Annotated in this window: 20 protein-coding genes; 14 read left to right on the top strand and 6 right to left on the bottom strand. The window is 68.9% G+C overall.

The features are described 5' to 3' along the window. The first annotated feature begins 1 nt into the window (after position 1). From flgC to KF941_RS02315, 8 genes are read left to right on the top strand one after another with little or no spacing between them, the layout of a single operon-like run. Entirely contained in the window at positions 2–394 is a 393-nt protein-coding gene (flgC, locus tag KF941_RS02350; protein ID WP_036760486.1) for a flagellar basal body rod protein FlgC, read from the top strand. An 11-nt stretch (positions 395–405) separates the two neighbouring features. Further along, positions 406–684: a flagellar hook-basal body complex protein FliE gene (locus KF941_RS02345; protein ID WP_036760483.1), complete on the top strand. Its 279-nt coding sequence runs from the start codon at positions 406–408 to the stop codon at positions 682–684. Positions 685–693: 9 nt separating this feature from the next. Next, positions 694–960 carry a flagellar biosynthetic protein FliQ gene (locus tag KF941_RS02340; RefSeq protein WP_036760481.1) on the top strand — a complete coding sequence of 89 codons (267 nt, stop codon included), beginning with the start codon at positions 694–696 and terminating at the stop codon, positions 958–960. A gap of 3 nt (positions 961–963) precedes the next feature. Then, positions 964–1,680, top strand: coding sequence for a flagellar hook-basal body complex protein (locus tag KF941_RS02335; protein ID WP_036760479.1), 717 nt, complete (start codon positions 964–966; stop codon positions 1,678–1,680). A gap of 11 nt (positions 1,681–1,691) precedes the next feature. After that, entirely contained in the window at positions 1,692–2,477 is a 786-nt protein-coding gene (gene flgG, locus KF941_RS02330; protein ID WP_214272445.1) for a flagellar basal-body rod protein FlgG, read from the top strand. Next, positions 2,477–2,893 carry a flagellar basal body P-ring formation chaperone FlgA gene (flgA, locus tag KF941_RS02325; protein ID WP_214272444.1) on the top strand — a complete coding sequence of 139 codons (417 nt, stop codon included), beginning with the start codon at positions 2,477–2,479 and terminating at the stop codon, positions 2,891–2,893. The genes flgG and flgA overlap by 1 nt, the downstream gene beginning before the upstream one ends. Before the next feature lie 10 nt (positions 2,894–2,903). Beyond that, positions 2,904–3,656: a flagellar basal body L-ring protein FlgH gene (flgH, locus tag KF941_RS02320; RefSeq protein WP_072463650.1), complete on the top strand. Its 753-nt coding sequence runs from the start codon at positions 2,904–2,906 to the stop codon at positions 3,654–3,656. Positions 3,657–3,668: 12 nt separating this feature from the next. Next, positions 3,669–4,199 (top strand): hypothetical protein, encoded by a 531-nt coding sequence (locus KF941_RS02315; protein ID WP_214272443.1) that lies wholly within the window; start codon positions 3,669–3,671, stop codon positions 4,197–4,199. Positions 4,200–4,410: 211 nt separating this feature from the next. Here KF941_RS02315 and KF941_RS02310 read toward each other — a convergent pair whose 3' ends face one another. From KF941_RS02310 to rfbC, 5 genes are all read right to left on the bottom strand, one after another. After that, positions 4,411–5,460, bottom strand: coding sequence for a glycosyltransferase (locus KF941_RS02310; RefSeq protein WP_240540194.1), 1,050 nt, complete (start codon positions 5,458–5,460; stop codon positions 4,411–4,413). Between the two features lie 195 nt (positions 5,461–5,655). Further along, positions 5,656–6,558: a glucose-1-phosphate thymidylyltransferase RfbA gene (rfbA, locus tag KF941_RS02305; RefSeq protein WP_214272442.1), complete on the bottom strand. Its 903-nt coding sequence runs from the start codon at positions 6,556–6,558 to the stop codon at positions 5,656–5,658. After that, complete coding sequence (rfbD, locus tag KF941_RS02300) at positions 6,555–7,406, bottom strand: dTDP-4-dehydrorhamnose reductase (RefSeq protein WP_214272441.1); 852 nt, start codon at positions 7,404–7,406, stop codon at positions 6,555–6,557. Before rfbD ends, rfbA begins: the two co-directional genes overlap by 4 nt. Then, entirely contained in the window at positions 7,403–8,440 is a 1,038-nt protein-coding gene (gene rfbB / locus KF941_RS02295; protein ID WP_072463645.1) for a dTDP-glucose 4,6-dehydratase, read from the bottom strand. The genes rfbD and rfbB overlap by 4 nt, the downstream gene beginning before the upstream one ends. Continuing rightward, positions 8,437–9,018, bottom strand: coding sequence for a dTDP-4-dehydrorhamnose 3,5-epimerase (gene rfbC / locus KF941_RS02290; protein WP_072463644.1), 582 nt, complete (start codon positions 9,016–9,018; stop codon positions 8,437–8,439). Before rfbC ends, rfbB begins: the two co-directional genes overlap by 4 nt. A gap of 235 nt (positions 9,019–9,253) precedes the next feature. On the opposite strand from rfbC, the gene KF941_RS02285 reads away from it, so the two are divergent. Further along, on the top strand, positions 9,254–12,592 hold the full coding sequence (locus KF941_RS02285; protein WP_346428954.1) for a calcium-binding protein: 3,339 nt from the start codon (positions 9,254–9,256) through the stop codon (positions 12,590–12,592). Positions 12,593–13,102: 510 nt separating this feature from the next. Here KF941_RS02285 and KF941_RS02280 read toward each other — a convergent pair. Continuing rightward, on the bottom strand, positions 13,103–13,855 hold the full coding sequence (locus KF941_RS02280) for an ABC transporter permease (protein ID WP_214273626.1): 753 nt from the start codon (positions 13,853–13,855) through the stop codon (positions 13,103–13,105). 253 nt (positions 13,856–14,108) lie between these two features. Between KF941_RS02280 and KF941_RS02275 the strand changes: the two genes are divergently transcribed. From KF941_RS02275 to KF941_RS02255, 5 genes are all read left to right on the top strand, one after another. Next, positions 14,109–15,827: a capsule biosynthesis protein gene (locus tag KF941_RS02275; RefSeq protein ID WP_214272439.1), complete on the top strand. Its 1,719-nt coding sequence runs from the start codon at positions 14,109–14,111 to the stop codon at positions 15,825–15,827. A 4-nt stretch (positions 15,828–15,831) separates the two neighbouring features. Beyond that, positions 15,832–16,500: an ABC transporter ATP-binding protein gene (locus KF941_RS02270; RefSeq protein ID WP_036753211.1), complete on the top strand. Its 669-nt coding sequence runs from the start codon at positions 15,832–15,834 to the stop codon at positions 16,498–16,500. Positions 16,501–16,582: 82 nt separating this feature from the next. After that, positions 16,583–17,008, top strand: a complete 426-nt coding sequence (locus KF941_RS02265; protein WP_072462355.1) for a ketosteroid isomerase-related protein — start codon at positions 16,583–16,585, stop codon at positions 17,006–17,008. After that, entirely contained in the window at positions 17,005–17,586 is a 582-nt protein-coding gene (locus KF941_RS02260; protein WP_214272438.1) for a GNAT family N-acetyltransferase, read from the top strand. The genes KF941_RS02265 and KF941_RS02260 overlap by 4 nt, the downstream gene beginning before the upstream one ends. A gap of 8 nt (positions 17,587–17,594) precedes the next feature. Next, complete coding sequence (locus KF941_RS02255; protein WP_072462400.1) at positions 17,595–18,452, top strand: carbon-nitrogen hydrolase family protein; 858 nt, start codon at positions 17,595–17,597, stop codon at positions 18,450–18,452. Positions 18,453–18,459 lie beyond the last annotated feature (7 nt).

The raw sequence follows: 18,459 nt of genomic DNA, 5'->3' as shown, positions 1-18,459 counted from the left end.
CATGACCCAGCCGCTTTCCGCCACCGAACTGGCCGTGTCGGGGATGAAATCCCAGGCCGTGCGCCTGCGCCATATTTCGGAAAACATCGCCAATGCCGACACGCCCGGCTATCGCCGCAAGCTGGTGGCGTTCCAGGAACAGGTCGATTTCGGCCGTCCGACCGGCGCGGTCAGCGCGGGGCCGACCCGGCTGGACCGGCGCGAATTGCCGCGCGTCTACGACCCCGCGCATCCGATGGCCGACGACGAAGGCTATTACGCGGGCTCCAACGTGGACCTGATCGTCGAAATTGCCGACGCCAAAGAGGCCAGCCGCAGCTACGAGGCCAATCTGCGCGTCTTTGAACAATCCCGCCAGATGGGCAGTTCGCTGCTGGATCTGATCCGCCGCTAAGGGGCAATGCCATGATTTCACCGACAATCGCCGCAACCGCCTATGACCGCGCCCGCCATGCCGTCGCCCCGGCCGAGGGGCTGCCGCAGGGCGTGACCAACGCCGCGGCGGATTTCGCCCGCGTGATGGAGCAGGTCGACCTCGCCGCCACCGGCGCCATGACCGGCAAGACCGAGACGCATGAGCTGGTCCACAGCATCGCCCAGGCCGAGATCGCGCTCGAGACCGTGGTGGCCATCCGCGACAAGGTGGTCGAGGCCTACCAGGAAATCCTGCGCATGCCGGTCTGAGGGGCAATCATGGACGAGAACCTGATCTTCGACCTGACCCGGCAGGCGCTGTGGATCGCGGTGCGCATGTCGGCGCCGCTTCTGATCGTGGCCCTGGTCGCCGGCGTCGTGATCGGCCTGTTCCAGGCGCTGACCTCGGTGCAGGAGATGACGCTGACCTTCGTGCCCAAGATCGGCCTGATGCTGGTGGTGTTCTGGGTCAGCATGAGCTTCATGACAGCGACGCTGACCAGTTTCTTCACCGACCAGATCCTGCCGCAGATCGCGGGGTCATAGGCCATGGACAACGCGATCTATGCCGCCCTGACCCGGCAATCCGGCCTGATGCGCGAAATGCGCACCGTCGCCAACAACATCGCCAACGCCAATACCGCCGGCTTCCGGCGCGAGGGCGTGGTGTTCTCGGAATACATGGTGCCGCTGGACGGGCGCGGCGAAACCCTCGCCATGGCCAATGGCCGCGGCCGCATGGTCGATCTTGCCCCCGGCGGCATGACCCAGACCAACGGCCAGTTCGACCTGGCCATCGACGGCGAGGGCTTCCTGATGGTCCAGACCCCGCAGGGCAACCGCCTGACCCGCGCCGGCGCCTTCATGACCAATGCCGAGGGCGAGCTGGTCAACCCCGACGGCTACCCGCTGCTCGACGACGGCGAGGCCCCGATCGTGATCCCGGCCGGGGTCGGCAGCGTCGGGATCGGCATCGACGGCACCATCTCGGCCGACGGCAACCCGATCGGCCGGATCGGCGTCTTCGCCAGCCCCGACCCGGCAAGGCTGCGCCATACGGCAGGCACGCTCTTCGACCCCGGCGGCGCGGTCGAGCCGCTGGACCAGGCGGTGCTGCGCCAGGGCTTCCTGGAGGAATCCAACGTGGATCCCGTGCTGGAGGTCGCCCGCATGATCGAGGTCCAGCGCGCCTATCAGCTGGGCCAGAGCTTCCTTGACCAGGAAGACCAGCGCATCCGCCAGACCATCTCCTCGCTGACCCGGTGAAAGGACAAGCCATGAGGGCACTTCAAATCGCGGCATCGGGCATGAGCGCGCAACAGATGCGCGTCGATGTCATCTCGAACAACCTCGCGAACATGTCCACCACGGGCTACAACGCCCGGCGGGCAGAGTTCGCCGACCTGCAATACCAGCAGGCCACCCGGCCCGGCACGCTGACCGCCGCCACCGGCACCATGGTCCCGGCGGGCGTGCAGCTTGGCCTGGGCGTGCGCCCGGCCAGCGTGGCGGTCATGCTGGCGCAGGGCACCCCGGTCCAGACCAACGGCGACCTCGACATCGCCATCGACGGCAACGGCTACCTGGAGGTCACGATGCCGTCGGGCATCTCGGCCTATACCCGCGACGGCAGCCTGAAACGCTCGGCCGAGGGGCAGGTCGTCACCTCGGAAGGCTATCCGCTGGTCCCCGACATCACCATCCCCGAGGACGCCCGCAGCATCGCGATCAATGCCGACGGCCAGATCTTCGCCTATTTCGACGACCGGGTCGAGCCCGAGAACCTGGGCCAGATCACGCTGGCCAATTTCGTCAACGCCAAGGGGCTCGAGGCGATCGGCTCGAACATGTTCCTGGAAACCCCGGCCTCGGGCGCGGCCCAGGTCGCCACGCCGGGGCAAGAGGGGCTGGGCACGATCCGCGCCGGCTTCCTCGAGGAAAGCTCGGTCGATCCGGTGCGCGAGATCGCCGAGCTGATCAAGGCGCAGCGCGGCTACGAGCTGAACTCCAAGGTGATCACCGCCGCGGACCAGATGCTCGGCACCACGGTGCAGGTGCGCTGATGCGGGGCCTCGTCCTTTTGCTGATGCTGCTGCCGCAAGGGGTGCTGGCCGGATCGGTGGTGGCCAACCGCACGCTGCCTGCCGGCACGGTGATCGCGGCCGGCGACGTCACGCTGGTCCCGGACCAGCAGGGCGGCATCGAGGATCTCGCGCCGGTCCTGGGCCAGCAGTTGCGCGTCATGGTCTACCAGGGCCGCCGCATCGACCCCTCGGCCCTGACCGCGCCGACCCTGGTCGGGCGCAACCAGATCGTCACCATCGCCTATGAAAAGGCCGCCCTGCGGATCGAGGCCGAGGGCCGCGCGCTTTCGGCAGGCAGCGCCGGGCAGGTCATCCGCGTCATGAACAACACCTCGCGCGTGACCGTCTCGGGGCGCGTGGCCCCCGACGGGACGGTCATCGTCCGGCAAAACTGAAAGGCAGCCCATGCCCAAGCACATGTTCCCCCGCCCCGCCCCGCTGATCGGCGCCCTGGCCCTTGCCCTGTCGCTTTCCGCCTGCGGCCGGGTCACGCAGATCGGGCAGGTGCCCGACATGACCGCCCCCGAAAGCAGCGTCGAATTCCAGGCCATGACCTCGTCGGGCCATGGCGTGCAGGAACTGCCCTACAGGGCCGACAGCACGGCCTCGCTCTGGCGCGTGTCGCAGAATTCGCTGGTGGCGGACCGGCGTGCCTCGGACCGCGGCGACATCCTGACCGTGGTGATCGAGATCGACGACAGCGCCGAAATCCAGAACAGCTCGGGGCGCAGCCGCAGTTCGGCCGACAAGGTCGGCATCCCCTCGCTGGCGGGCCTGCCGCAGCGCATCGACCGCATCCTGCCCGAAGGCGCCAGCATGGAGGAACTGGCCGAGGCCAAGGCATCCTCGAGCTACAAGGGCAGCGGCAATATCTCGCGCCGCGACAAGCTGACCCTGCGCGTCGCGGCGACCGTGGTGGACCGGCTGGCCAACGGCGTGCTGCGCATCCAGGGCACGCAGGAGGTGCGGGTGAACTACGAGGTGCGCGAACTGACCGTCAGCGGCTTCGTGCGCCCCTCGGACATCGGGCGGCGCAACGAGATCGCCTATGACCGCATCGCGGGCGCGCGCATTTCCTATGGCGGCCGCGGCCAGATCAGCGATGTCCAGCAGCCGCGCTATGGCCAGCAGCTTGCCGACATCCTCCTGCCTTACTGAAAGGGGGTCGCGGTGAAAAAGCTCCTGCTTATCCTGGTCCCCCTGCTGGCCTTCTTGGGCGGCGCGGTCGGGGGCGACATGCTGGGCGGCTCGAAACCGGCCGAGCCTGCCCAGGGCGATGCCGCCACGGCGGCCGAGCCGGGCGCGGCGGAGACCGGCGATCCCGCCCCAGACCACGGCAGCGAGGACGGCGGCGGCGAGGCGGCCGACACCGGGGCCAGCCTCGACTGGTTCGCCTTTCCCAACCAGTTCTTCGTGCCGATCCTGCGCAACGGCACGCCCTCGGCCATCATGATCCTGTCGCTGAGCGTCGAGATGCCCGCCTCGGCCCGCGCAGAGATCGAGGCGCAGGAACATCGGCTGCGGGACGCCTTGCTGAACGCGCTGATGATCGAGGCGAATACCGGCGGCTTCGACGGCAATTTCACCGCCGAACCGGCCATGCAACGCCTGCGCGCAGCCCTGCTTGCGGCAGGCCGGAAAGCCGCGGGGCCGAATGTCAGGCGCATCCTGATCGAGGATATCGGCCAGCAGATCCAGTAAGGCTCGGCAATCCGGGCCGGCAGCCATGGCCGGACCGTTTCACGCGGGCGCCCAGCCGGCAGCCTGTTTTCGCATCTTCTGGACCCCCTGCACTCGGGCGATGCCTTCCACGACAGCCGGGGCAATGCATTTTTCGGCCGCCAAGTGGTCCTGCAACGGCACGGGATCCGCCAAGCCGGGGCCGGAGAGCGGCTTCGGATAGCCGAGCGGCTCAGCGCTCGTCGCCGGCGGCGGCCGGGCCGGTGCCGGCGCCATTGGCCGGTGCGGCGGCCGTTCCGGCACCATTGGCCAGGGCCATGATCTGGGCATGGCTTCGCGCCAGCTCGCCGCGAAAGGCGTCCCGCACCGCCAGGCGAATCAGCCGGCGGCAGATGCGCCGCTCGGCCGGTGGCAGCAGGCGGCCCTTGCGCAGCCATTTCAGCAGCATCAGCGCCATCAGCGGCGGAAAGAACAGCCGCCCTGCGACCCGGCGATAGACGAACCAGGCGTTGCGATGCAGGTAATACACCTTCCACAGCGGCTGGGGCATCGCCCCCACCGTCTGCGTCGCGCAATCATGCTCGAACTCCAGGTCCGGGGCGAAAAACAACCGCCCGCCGGCCTGGGTCAGCCCCAGCGAATACAGAACGTCGTCGCCATAGATGAACAGCCGGCCATCGGGATAGCCGGCGCGGGCCACCCCGGCGCGGGACACGAAGAAGCCGACGAAGGAGGTGCCGTCCAGGGGCCGCGGCGCCTGCACATCGTAGTCGCTGTCGGGAATGTGAAACGCCGCCCGGCCGCCCCCTGCCAGCACGCGCAGGAAAACCGGCAGGTCGCCGAAGGGGTTGACCCAGGGCCGGTTCATCTCGCAGATCCGGCCGCCGGGAAAGCGCACCGCCGCCGCCAGCGCCTCGGCGCCGGGCCAGCGGCCCTCGGCCAGGCCTTGCCGGAACCGGACGATGGCGCCGGTCGCCGGGCGGGCGTCGTCGTCCATCAGCACCATCCAGTCGGGGTCCAGCCTGCGGCCGGTCTCGCGCATTCCGACCTCGAACCCCAGCGCACCGCCGCCGTTCTGCGGCATCTCGATGACGAGCAGCCGCGGGTCGTCCTGGCCGGCCAGCCATTCGCGCGTGCCGTCGGTCGAGCCGTTCTCGACCACCACGACGTGATCGAGCGGTTCGGCCAGCAGGCGGGTCAGGGTCTTTTCCAGATGCGCCAGCCGGTTGAAGGTGACGACGACCGCCGCGACGACCGGAGGGGAAGGATCAGGCTGGATCAAGACGGGCTCACGGGTTGGCTGGCGGAAGGGGCGCAGAACCGGGGCTTCTTAGCAAGAGACGCGGCGGGGATAAAGCAGCGGCCTGGGCGGCAGGCGGCCGATCCGCGGCAAGCCGCGCAACGATCCGAACGCCGCGGCAGGCGGCCTGCCCGGCAAGCTTTGCCCCGGACAGGCGCCGTCGGGATCGCGGGCCAGCTACTCCGCCTCGCCCAGCAGGCGCAACAGATAGCGGCCATAGGCATTCTTGGCGCATTGCCCGGCCCTGGCCCGCAGCTCATCGGCGGAAATCCAGCCGGCCTGGAAGGCGATCTCCTCGGGGCAGCCGGTTTGCAGGCCCTGGCGGTTTTCCAGCGTGCGCACGAAATTCCCCGCATCCAGCAGGCTGGCATGGGTGCCGGTATCCAGCCAGGCAAAGCCGCGGCCCATCTTCTCGACGCTCAGCTGGCCGTCGTGCAGATAGCTTTCCAGAAGCGTGGTGATCTCCAGCTCGCCCCGGTCCGAGGGACGGACCTCGGCCGCGCGCCGCGGCGCCGTGCCGTCCAGGAAATAAAGCCCGGTGACGGCGAAATTCGACGGCGGCTGGGCCGGTTTCTCGACGATGGCGCGCGCCCGGCCCGCCTGGTCGAAATCGACCACGCCATAGCGCTCGGGGTCGGAAACCTGGTATCCGAAGACCGTGCCGCCCGTGTCCCGCCGGTCCGCCGCCTCTAGCAGCAAGGGCAGGCCGTGGCCGAAGAAGATATTGTCGCCCAGCACCATGGCCGAGGGCGCGCCCGCCAGGAATTCCTCGGCCAGAAGATAGGCCTGCGCCAGCCCGTCGGGCGAAGGCTGCACCAGGTAGTCGAAGCTGAGCCCCCATTGGCTGCCGTCGCCCAGCAGGCGGCGGAACTGGTCCTGGTCCTCGGGCGTGGTGATGATGGCGATCTCGCGGATGCCCGACAGCATCAGCACGGTGATCGGGTAATAGATCATCGGCTTGTCATAGATCGGCAACAGCTGTTTCGACACGCCCATGGTGATCGGATAAAGCCGGGTGCCCGAGCCGCCGGCCAGGATGATGCCCTTGCGGCGGCTGGGTGGGGTCTGGGATTGGGTCATGGTTTCAGCTCCTGCAAGACCTTGGCGAGACCGGCACGCCAGTCGGGGCGACTGATGCCGAAATCCCGCTGAATGGCGGCGCAGTTCAGGCGCGAATTGGCCGGGCGCCGGGCGGGGGTGGAATAATCCGCCGTTGAAATGTCGCTGACGCGGCAGGACAGGCCCGCCTGCGCCATGATCTCGCGCGCAAAGCCGGCCCAGCTGGTGTCGGGGCTGCCCGCGAAGTGATAGATCCCCCCGCGCGAGGCGTCGCCGCGCATCGCGCCCAGCATGGCCAGGCAGGCGGCCGCGATGTCGGCGGCCGGGGTCGGGCCGCCCTGCTGGTCGGCGACGACGCGCAATTCCTCGCGCTCGGCGCCCAGCCGCAGCATGGTTTTGACGAAATTCGCCCCATGGGCCGAAAAGACCCAGGAGGTGCGCAGCACCGCCCATTGCCCGCCGGCGGCGGCGATGCCCTGCTCTCCGGCCAGCTTGCTGGCGCCATAGACGCCCAGCGGGCCGGTCGGGTCGGTTTCGACCCAGGGCCGCTCGCCCGAGCCGTCGAAGACGTAATCGGTCGAGATATGCAGGAAGGGCAGGCCCAGTTCCGCCGCCGCCCGCGCCATGGCGGCCGGCGCATCGGCATTGACGGCGCGGGCCAGGTCGGGTTCGGATTCGGCGCGGTCCACGGCGGTATGGGCGGCCGCGTTCAGCACCGCCGCGCAGCCCGAGGCGCGGATCGCCGCGGCGCAGGCCGCGGAATCGGCCAGGTCGGCCCGATCGCGGCCCAGGAAGCGCGCCTCGGGCGCCAGCCGCGCAAGCTCGGTCGCGACCTGCCCGCTGCGGCCAAAGACCAGCAGGCCCTTCATGCCCTGCCGAGCCTTTCGCCGACACCCTGGCGGGACAGAAGCGGCCGCCACCAGTCCTCGTTTTCCAGATACCATTCGACGGTGCGTGCCAGCCCCTCCTCGACCGTGACCGAGGGGCGCCAGCCCAGTTCCTCGCGGATGCGGGTCGGGTCGATGGCATAGCGCCGGTCGTGGCCCGGCCGGTCGGTGACGAAGGTGATCAGCCGGTCATGCGGCGCGGCATCCGGGCGCAGCCGGTCCATATGCGCGCAGATCGTGCGCACCAGGTCGATGTTCTTCGCCTCGTTCTCGCCGCCGATGTTGTAGCTGCGGCCGATGACGCCCTTTTCCAAGACCAGCAGCAGCGCGTCGGCGTGATCCTCGACGTAAAGCCAGTCGCGGATATTGCCGCCATCGCCATAGACCGGGATCGGCCGGCCGTGCAGCGCGTTCAGGATCACCACCGGCACCAGCTTTTCCGGGAAATGGAACGGCCCGTAATTGTTGGAACAATTGGTCAGCACCACCGGCAGGCCATAGGTCTCGTGCCAGGCGCGGACCAGGTGGTCCGAGGCGGCTTTCGAGGCCGAATAGGGGCTGCGCGGGTCATAGGGGGTGGCTTCGGTGAACTGCCCGGCCTCGCCCAGCGAGCCGAAGACCTCGTCGGTCGAGATATGGTGGAAACGGAACCCCTCGGGCCGGCCCTGCGCGGTCCACCAGGCGCGCGCCGCCTCGAGCAGGTTGTAGGTGCCGGTCACGTTGGTCTCGATGAAGGCGCCCGGTCCGTCGATCGAGCGGTCCACATGGCTTTCGGCGGCCAGGTGCATGATGGCGTCGGGCCGGTGCGCGGCCAGGATGCGGTCCAGCGCGGCACGGTCGCGGATGTCGGCCCGCTCGAAGGCATAGAGCGGGCTGCCGGCAACCGAGGCCACGTTTTCGGGATTGGCGGCATAGGTCAGCGAATCGAGGTTCACCACCGAATGTCCCCGCGCCACCGCCAGCCGGACCACCGCCGAACCGATGAAGCCCGCGCCGCCGGTAACCAGAATCTTCATAATCTCGCCTCGTAATCAAAAGGCCCTTCATAGGTGAAAGGGCTGTCGAACTCGTTCAAAGACGGGGCGGCGGCGTCCTTGGCCGACAGGATCGGCCGGCCGGCGATGCCCCAGTCGATGCCGATACTGTCCCAGACCACCGATCCGTCGCAATCCGGCGCATAATAATCAGTACATTTATACAGGATTTCCGTGTCCGGCTCGCGGGTGACGAAGCCGTGCAGGAAGCCCGCCGGTATCCACAGCTGCCGGCCGTTTTCAAAGGACAGCTCGCAGCCGGTCCATTGGCCATAGGTCGGACTGCCCTTGCGGATATCGACCGCCACGTCGAAAAGCCGCCCGCGCCCGCAGCGCACCAGCTTGCCCTGGGCATGGGGCGGGGCCTGGAAATGCAGCCCCCGCAAGGTGCCCGCCGCCGCCGACAGCGAGTGGTTGTCCTGCACGAATTCCGGCAGGTCCAGCCCCGCTTCGTGCAGGGTCTTGCGGCTCCAGCTTTCGCAAAAGAACCCGCGATCATCGCCGAACCGCCGCGGAACAAGGACCAGGACGCCCGGAAGCGAGGTCTTTTGGATCTGCATCTGTCTCTACCAGATTTGCCTTGCGCAGGATGCGTATGGAGGAACTCCCAAAGGCGCGCAAGCGGCGCGCTGGCGCCGAACCTATGCCTGCGGAGATTAAAATGCACGGGGAATTGCGCGTGACTTCGCAGGCCGGTTCGGCACCTTGTCGGGACAGGAACCAGACCCGCCACCAACGAAGCCCGCGATGCGATACCGTCACGTTGCCACCTATATCGGCCCTCAGGCCCCCTTCGTGACCAACATCACGAATCTGCGGAGTTTTTCCGGGCCGGACGGGCATGCGCTCTACAGCATCACCCATGTCGGCGGCGGCATCGCGGCCTATCGCGTCACCGCGGCCGACCTGCCGATCGAGATGATCGGCGCCCAGCCCCATGCCGCCTCGCTGAGCTACGGCGGCACCCCGGACGCCAGCATCGTCACGCTGAAGGACGGGCCGGTGCTGTTCGGCACCGGGCTGCGCGATGCGCTGGGCGCCGGCATCCGGCTGGACGACCAGGGCGGGTTTCGCGCCGAGGCGCCCCTGGCCGGGCCGGCCGGCCTGCCCGGCGACGTGATCCGGCTGGGCCAGTTCCAGACGACGCAGGGCAATTTCCTGTATTCGGCCCGCGACGGGCAGACCGCCTTCGACATCTGGCGGCAGGCCGCGGACGGCACCATCGCCCATGTCACCCAGGCGGCACTGCCGCTCGGCTCGGGCGTGCAGGGGACCGAGATCGACGACATGCTGGTGGCCACGCTGGCCGACCGCAGCTTCCTCATCTCGGCCTCGGCCACGGGCAATTACGTCGCGGTGCAGATGATCCATGCCGACGGCTCGGTCGGCACGGCGCATATGCTGTGGTCCTGGCACGGCCTTGGCATGGACCAGCCCAGCCACCTGGCCACGGTCGCGGTGGGCGGCGTGACCTATCTGGTGGTCGCGGCGGCGCAAAGCTCGTCCCTGACCACCATGCGCCTGACCTACGAGGGCGAGCTTCTGCCGGCCGATCACGTCATCGACGAACGCAGCACCCGCTTTGCCGGCGCCACCGCGCTTGCGACCGCGACCCTGGACGGCCGCGCCTTCGTCTTCGTGGGCGGGGGCGACGACGGCCTCAGCGTCTTCACCGTCCTGCCCGAGGGGCGGCTGATGCATCTGGCCACGCTGGTCGATACCGACGACCGGGCGCTGGCCGATGTCTCGGCGCTTTCGGCGCTGGTGATCGAGGGCAAGATCGCGCTTTTCGCCTCGTCGCGGCGGGAAAGCGGCATCACGCAATTCGTCTTCGAACCGGGCGGGATCGGCCTGACGCGGGTGGTCGGCGCAGGCTGGCAGTCGGGAACCGAGGGCAACGACATGATGCAGGCCAGCGCCGAGACGCGCGGCCTGGACGGCGGCGCCGGCGACGACATCCTGATCGCCGGCGGCAGCCCGGTGCAGATGACCGGCGGCGCCGGCGCGGACATCTTTGTTGCGGCCGAGGTCAACGGCAAGATCACCATCACCGATTTCGAGCCGGGAGTGGACCGGCTGGACCTGTCCTTCCTGGGCATGGTCCGCAATGTCGGGCAGCTGGGGTTCCGGCCGGAAAGCTATGGAATCAGGATATTTTACGGAAATTCGGTTATCTGGGTCATGACACGGGACAACACGATGCTGCAGGCGAGCGCCTTTGACAATTCGCTTTTCCCCATCGCGCATTACGCGGCCCCCGACATGCGCACGACGGTGGCCGGCACGGCGGGAAACGACACGCTGAACGCGAGCCGCAACGGCTCGGACGTCTTCGGCCATGCCGGCAACGACCTGCTTCTGGGCGGACCGGGGGACGACAACCTCCAGGGCGGGGCGGGCAACGACACGCTGAGGGCAGAGGCCGGTGCCGACACGCTCATGGGTCATGAAGGCAACGACCTGCTCTTCGGCGGAGACGGAAACGACAGCCTCGTCGGGGGGCCGGGCGACGATACGCTCTGGGGCCAGGTCGGAAACGACCTGCTCTACGGCGACGACGGAAACGACTTGCTCTGGGGCGGAGATGGAAACGACCTGCTCTGGGGCGGAAACGGCAATGACAACCTGGCCGGGGGCGCCGGCAGCGACACATTGCGAGGCGACGCCGGCAACGACACCCTCATCGGCCATGAGGGCAACGACCTGTTCTTCGGTGGGAACGGAAACGACAGCCTCGTCGGGGGGCCGGGCGACGATACGCTATGGGGCCAAGTCGGAAACGACACGCTAAGTGGCGACCACGGAAACGACCTGCTCTGGGGTGGAGACGGAAACGACCTGCTCTGGGGCGGAAACGGCAATGACAACCTGGCCGGGGGCACCGGCAGCGACACATTGCGAGGTGATGCGGGCAAAGACACCCTCATCGGCCATGAAGGCAACGACCTGCTCTTCGGCGGAGACGGAAACGACAGCCTCGTCGGGGGAGCGGGCGACGATACGCTCTGGGGCCAGGTCGGAAACGACACGCTAAGCGGTGACGACGGAAACGACCTGCTCTACGGCGGAGACGGAAGCGACCTGCTCTGGGGCGGAAACGGTGACGACCTCATCTATGGAGGCGATGGCAACGATACGCTGCGAGGCGACGGCGGCGATGATCTGCTTCGTGGCGATGCGGGCGATGACCTGCTCTTCGGCGGAGACGGAAACGACAGCCTCGTCGGGGGAGCGGGCCACGATACGCTCTGGGGCCAGGTTGGAAACGACACGCTAAGCGGCGACGACGGAAACGACCTGCTCTACGGCGGAGACGGAAGCGACCTGCTCTGGGGCGGAAACGGTGACGACCTCATCTATGGAGGCGATGGCAACGATACGCTGCGAGGCGACGGCGGCAATGATCTGCTTCGTGGCGATGCGGGCGACGACATCCTTGAAGGAGGATCGGGAAACGACACGCTCCTCGGCGGCAATGGGTACGATATGCTTTGGGGTGGCGACGGCAATGACACGCTCAACGGCGGGGCCGGCCATGACACGCTTTACGGCGATGCAGGGGCGGATGTACTTCATGGCGACGAAGGCCACGACCTGATCCATGGCGGCGACGGAGACGATACGCTGCTTGGCGGGGCAGGCCATGACAGCCTGTTCGGCGATCTCGGCGCCGACCTGCTCGACGGCGGCCCAGGCAACGACGACGTTTTCGGCGGTGAGGGCAACGACACCCTGATCGGCGGGGCCGGCCATGACAGTCTGTTCGGCGGGGCGGGCGACGACTTGCTTCAGGGCGGCGACGGCAGCGACACGTTGGCTGGCGGGGCGGGTTCCGACACGCTGGCCGGAGGGCTTGGGGCCGATGTGTTCGTGTTCTCGGCCGCCGAGGATCTGGACGGCAGCATCGATGTCATCCTGGATTTCCAGTCGAACGAGGACAGGATCGACCTTTCTGGCCTGTGGCTGACCTTCATCGGCACCGATGATTTTTCCGGGCTGGGGCAGGTTCGCGCCGACTGGTCGCAGGCCGGCGCGCATCGGCTGCTGGTCGACCTGGACGGCGATGGCACGGCCGAGTTGACGATCGCGCTGGGCGGGCTGGAGCAGTTGAACGCCTCGGACCTGCTTCTCTAGCGGTCGCGGGGCGCAGCGCATTGCCCCGTGATCGGAGAGGCGCTCAGCAGCCGGTCGACAAGGTCGGGGTGGCGCGCCCTCGCCCCCTCGGCAGCGCATCGCCCGGCCCTGCTGGCCAAGGGATGTCGCGGTCGGCGGCCTGCACGGCGTGTTCCAGCATCATGCGGCGATGATCCCGGAGGCGCTGCGCGCCGTCCTGCACGAATGCCGCATCCGCTTTCCGGTGGCGGTCGGGGGGCGCAGCGCATTGCCCCGTGATCGGCGCCGGGCCTGGAGCCTGCGGTTCAAGCCTGGGCATGGCCGGATGCAGAGGCGCTGCCGGTGCCGGCGGGCCTGGAGCCGATGGGTTCGTGCTCTCGGCGGGGCCGATGCCTGTGCGCCTGCCTGGTGCGCGCTCCGATCCGGCCCTGGGCGGCGAGGGCACGGCACAGGACATGGCGTGCGTCACGGCCCGGATCACGGCCCGGATCACGGAAAGGCGGCGGGCCGGGGCGACGCCGCCCCCGCGCATCATCGTTCGAGGAGTTTCTGGTGGTTTCTCTCGAGCAGGGCGAGGCCGGCGAGCAGGAAGACCAGGGCGATGGCGACGACATAGGCCTGGCTGACATAGCTGGCCTCGTAGGTGGCGTAAAAGCCGCGGCGCATCAGCCCGGTGCAATGGATCAGCGGGTTGTACCACAGCAGGTCCTGCGCCCGGACCGGCATCATGTCGTAAAGGAAGATCACCCCCGAGATCAGGAACAGCGGCCGGGTCAGGATGTGCCAGATCCGCTCCCAGACCGGGAAGGCGTTCATCAGGTAGCAGTTCAGCGTCCCCACCCCGGTGCCCAGCAGCGCCACCAGCAGCAGCGCCTCGAAGACCCCGGCCATGTCCACCGGCCCCGGCAGCTGGTAGGCCAGGAAGATGCCGCCGATCACGATGGCGATCACCGCGACATGGGTCAGCGCGTTCAGCACCACCCGCGCCAGCAGCGCATCGAGGAAAGTCACGCTGGGATAGGCCAGGAAGGGCCGCGAGAAGCGGATCGAGGCGGCGGTCTTGTTGGCCAGGTCGGTGAACATGGCAAAGGGCAGGTAGCCGGTGGCATAGAACAGCGGGAAGTTCGAGCCGAGGCCCGGGCTGCGCAGCGCCATGCTGAACAGCACCGACAAAAGCGCCACGCCCAGCACCGGCTCGAGCACCGCCCAGACATAGCCGCCGGCCGAGCGGCCGTAGCTGGTGGCCATCTCGCGCAGCATCAGGGCCACCACGGTGCGCGGCATGCGAAAGCGCGGCCCGTTGCGCGACGGGCGCTGCGGCCGGCGGGTCGGGCCCGCATGGGCTGCGCCGGCTGGGCTTTCGTCGGCTGGGCTTTCGCCGGCACGGGTCTGGCCGGCACGGGCCTGGCCGGCCGGGCCTTGGGGGTGGCGGATTTCCGGGGCGGTATCGGACATGTGAACGCAAACACTGGTCTGGACGGGCGGCAATATGTAACAACTGCGCCCGAAAGGTAAACCAGCGAAAGCGCACCTGCCCGTGACCACCCCCTCCACACCGGCCGGCGGCAAGGCCGGCCAGCCCGCCGAGCCCGCCACCCGGCAGCCGGGCGCCGCCCTGCCGCGGCAGGCCGAGGCCGAGGCTGTCGCGCCCCGGCCGGCCGCGCCCGCACCGCAATCCGCAACCCAGGCCGCATCCCGGCCGGGGCCGCAAGCTGTCTCGCAGACTACCGCCCAGGCTGGCCCGCAGCGCCCCTTCCAGAACCGGCAGGGCTTGGGCGTGACGCCGCCGAAGCCGCCGGAAGGGGCACGGGAAGGGGCACGGGCGGAGACGAAGCGCCAGCCCGAACCGGCGCAGGACCCGGCGCAGGCGAAGCCGGAGCCACCGCAGGAGGCCGCCCAGGAAAAGACGGCGCAGGAGAGGACGGCGCAGGAACTGGCGCGGGAGCGCAGGGCGGCGCGGGCGCGCCGGCTGGCGGCGCAGTCCCAGGCCAAGCCGCCGGCGCTGCGCCCGCAGGGCCAGCCGATCCCGGTCCGGCCCATGCCGCCGGCCCAGCCCGCCGCCCAGCCTGCCGCCCAGCCGCCCGCGCGCCGGCCGGCGGCCCCCGCCCCGGCCCAGCCCCTGCGCCCGCCCGCCCGCATGGCCGAGCCGCGGCGCCGGCACTGGCTGATCCTGGGATCGTTCCTGGCGCTGGTGGTGCTGCCGAGCCTCATCTGGGCCGGCTATCTCTGGCTGCGCGCCGAGGACCAGTATGTCTCGACCGTCGGCTTCTCGGTGCGCAAGGAACAATCCACCCCCGCCATCGACCTCCTGGGCGGGCTGGCGCCGCTGGCCAGCGCCGGCGGCAGCGCCTCGGACACCGACATCCTCTACGAATACATCCGCAGCCAGGACATGGTCGAAAGGATCGACGCCCGGCTCGACCTGCGCGCCCGCTACGCGCGCGCCTGGCCGCATGACTTCGTCTTCGCCTTCGACCCCGAGGGCCATGTCGAGGAGCTGACCGACTACTGGCAGCGCCAGGTCAAGGTGCTCTACGACAGCGGCACCCAGCTGATCACGCTCAAGGTCAGCGCCTTCACCGCCCAGGACGCGCAGGAGATCGCCGCCGCGGTGTTCCAGGAAAGCTCGGACAAGATCAACGCGCTCTCGACCATCGCCCAGGACGACGCCACCCGCCTGGCCAAGGCCGAGCTGGACAAGGCCCGCGCCGAGCTGACCGAGACCCGCCAGGCGATGACCGCCTTCCGCATGCGCTCGCAGATCGTCGACCCCGAGGCCGACCTCGCCGGGCAGATGGGGGTGCTGAGCGGGCTGCAGGCGCAGCTGGCCGAGGCGCTGGTCGCCCACGACCTGCTTCTGGACAATGCCCAGCCCACCGACCACCGCGTCACCCAGTCCCAGCAGAAGATCGACGCGCTGCGCCGGCTGATCGAGGCCGAGCGGGCCAAGTTCGGCGCCGAGGGCCAGGGCCCGGCCGGCGAAAGCTATGCCCAGCTGATGGCGGAATACGAAAAGCTGGCCGTGGACCGCGAATTCGCCGAGGGCGCCTATCGCTCGGCCCGCATCGCCCATGAGACGGCGCTGGCCGAGGCGCAGCGCCAGGCCCGCTACCTGGCCGCCCATATCGAGCCCAAGGTGGCGCAAAGCGCGACCGAGCCGAACCGGCCCTGGCTCTGGGCGATGATCACCGGCATGCTGCTGGCCGGCTGGTCGATCCTGGTGCTGGTCTATTACAGCGTCCGCGACCGCCGCTAGCGCGATGATCCGGCTCGAGAACCTGACCAAGATCTACCGGCTCAAGGGCCGCGAGACGCTGGTGGCGGACAACCTGAACGCCGAGTTCCCGACCGGGGCCTCGGTGGCGCTGCTGGGCCGCAACGGCGCCGGCAAGTCGACGCTCTTGCGGATCATCGCCGGCACGGTGCTGCCCACCGCGGGCCGGGTGCTGTCGGACGGCACGATTTCCTGGCCGGTGGGGTTTTCGGGCAGTTTCCACCCCGAGCTGACCGGGGCGCAGAACGTGCGCTTCGTGGCGCGGATCTACGGCGTGGACACCGACGAGCTGGTCGATTACGTCGCCGATTTCGCCGAGCTGGGCCAGCATTACCACCAGCCTTTCGGCAGCTATTCCTCGGGGATGCGCTCGCGGCTGGCGATGGGCACCTCGATGGGCATCCATTTCGACACCTACCTGGTGGACGAGGTCACCAGCGTCGGCGACGCCAATTTCCGCGCCAAGTCCCAGCGCGTCTTCGCCGAGCGCATGGCCCGCTCCTCGGCCATCGTCGTCAGCCATTCCATGCCGATGATCCGCTCCATGTGCTCCATGGGCGCCGTCCTGCACAACGCAGGCCTCATCCTCTTCGAAAACATCGAGGACGCAATCAAAACGCACGAGGAAATCCTCAGACTCCCTCAAGCAAGGTGAAAAGGGGGCCATCTCCGCCAAAGGGCGGAGGTGACGACAGGCACCCGGCGCGCTAGAGGGGGGACCAAAGAAGGAGACCGCCATGGATACCAAGGCCCTGATCGCCGCCTATTACGACGCCTTCAACGCCGGCCGCACCGACGAGATGCTGGGCTATCTGCATGACGAGGTCGAGCATCACGTCAACGAGGGCGGCATCCGCCGCGGCAAGGCCGCCTTCGCCGCGTTCAACGCCCACATGACCCGCAGCTATCGCGAGGAACTGACCGACATGGTGATCTTCGCCAACGAGGCGGGCGACCGGGCGGCGGCCGAATTCGTGGTCAACGGCACCTATCTGGCGACCGACGAGGGCCTGCCCGAGGCGCAGGGCCAGACATACGTCCTGCCCGCCGGCGCCTTCTTCACCATCCGCGACGGCCGGATCGCGCGGGTCACGACCTATTACAACCTCGCCGACTGGACGCGCCAGGTTTCGGGGGAGGTTTCGGGGCAGGTCTCGGCGTGATCCGCACCGAATGCCTGACCGGAGAGGCGGTCGCCGCCGCGCTGGACGACCTGGCGCGGCTGCGCATCGCGGTGTTCCGCGACTGGCCCTATCTCTACGACGGCGACCTGGATTATGAACGCGACTACCTGCGCGCCTATCAGTCGCCCGGCGCGGTGGTGGTCGCGGCCTGGGACGGCGACCGCATGGTCGGCGCCGCGACCGGCGCGCCGATGGAGGACCATGCCGGCGATTTCGCCGCCGCCTTCGCCAACCGGCCCGAGCGGCTGGACGAGATCTTCTATTGCGCCGAATCGGTGCTGCTGCCCGAATATCGCGGCCATGGCCTGGGCCACGCCTTCTTCGACGGGCGCGAGGCGCAGGGCCGGGCGCTTGGCCGCCGCTACAGCGCCTTTTGCAGCGTGATCCGCCCCGAGGACCACCCGCTGCGGCCCCAGGGCTATCGCCCGCTGGACGGGTTCTGGCTGAAGCGCGGCTATGCGTCCTTGCCGGGCGCGGTCGCCGGCTTCGAATGGAAGGACATCGGCGAGGCCGAACCTTCCCGCAAACCCCTGCAATTCTGGATGAAAACCCTGTGAGTCGGATCGTGAAAATCGCCGCCGCCGCCTATCCCTTCGACTGGCTGGCGGATCTGGACGCCTATCGCGCCAAGATCTCGGCCTGGGTCGAGCAGGCGGCCGATTGCGACCTGCTGGTCTTTCCCGAATATGGCGCGATGGAGCTGGCCTCGCTGGGCGGGCCGCTGGTCGCGGGCGACCTGGAAGCCTCGCTGCACGAGGTCGCCCGGCACGAGGCCGCGCGCGACGCGCTGCATGCGGACCTGGCGGCGCGGCATGGGGTGCATATCCTGGCCGCCTCGGGGCCCTGTTTCGACGGGCCGCGCCCGGTCAACCGCGCGGTGCTGTTCGGGCCGCGAGGGCGGATCGGCCATCAGGACAAGCAGGTCATGACCCGGTTCGAGCGCGAGGACTGGGACGTGGTCGGCGCCCCCGGCCTGCGGGTCTTTGACACCGAGGTCGGGCGGCTGGGCGTGCTGATCTGCTATGACAGCGAGTTTCCGCTGCTGGGCCGCGTGCTGGCCGAGGCGGGGGTCGAGGTGGTGCTGGTGCCCTCTTGCACGGACACGGTGGCGGGGTTCAACCGGGTCCGCATCGGCGCCATGGCCCGCGCGCTGGAAAGCCAATGCGTCGTGGTGCAGGCGCCGACCGTGGGCGATGTGGACTGGAACCCCGCCATCGACGAGAACCGCGGCGCCGCGGCGATCTATGCGCCCCCGGACGGGCTGTGGCCCGAAAGCGGTGTCCTGGCCGAGGGGCTGATGGACGTACCCGGATGGGTCAAGGCCGAGGTGGACCTGGACCTCGTGGCCGAAAGCCGCCGCAACGGGCGGGTGCTGCCCTTCGCGCATTGGGGCGAGAGTGCAGCGATGCGGCTGGTGGATTAGAACGGGC

It is taken from the genome of Paracoccus sp. pheM1 (genome assembly GCF_018499825.1).
Taxonomy (GTDB): Bacteria; Pseudomonadota; Alphaproteobacteria; order Rhodobacterales; family Rhodobacteraceae; genus Paracoccus; species Paracoccus versutus.
The sequence above is the reverse complement of the archived record's forward strand: the minus strand, read 5'-3'. Positions and strand labels throughout refer to the sequence as shown.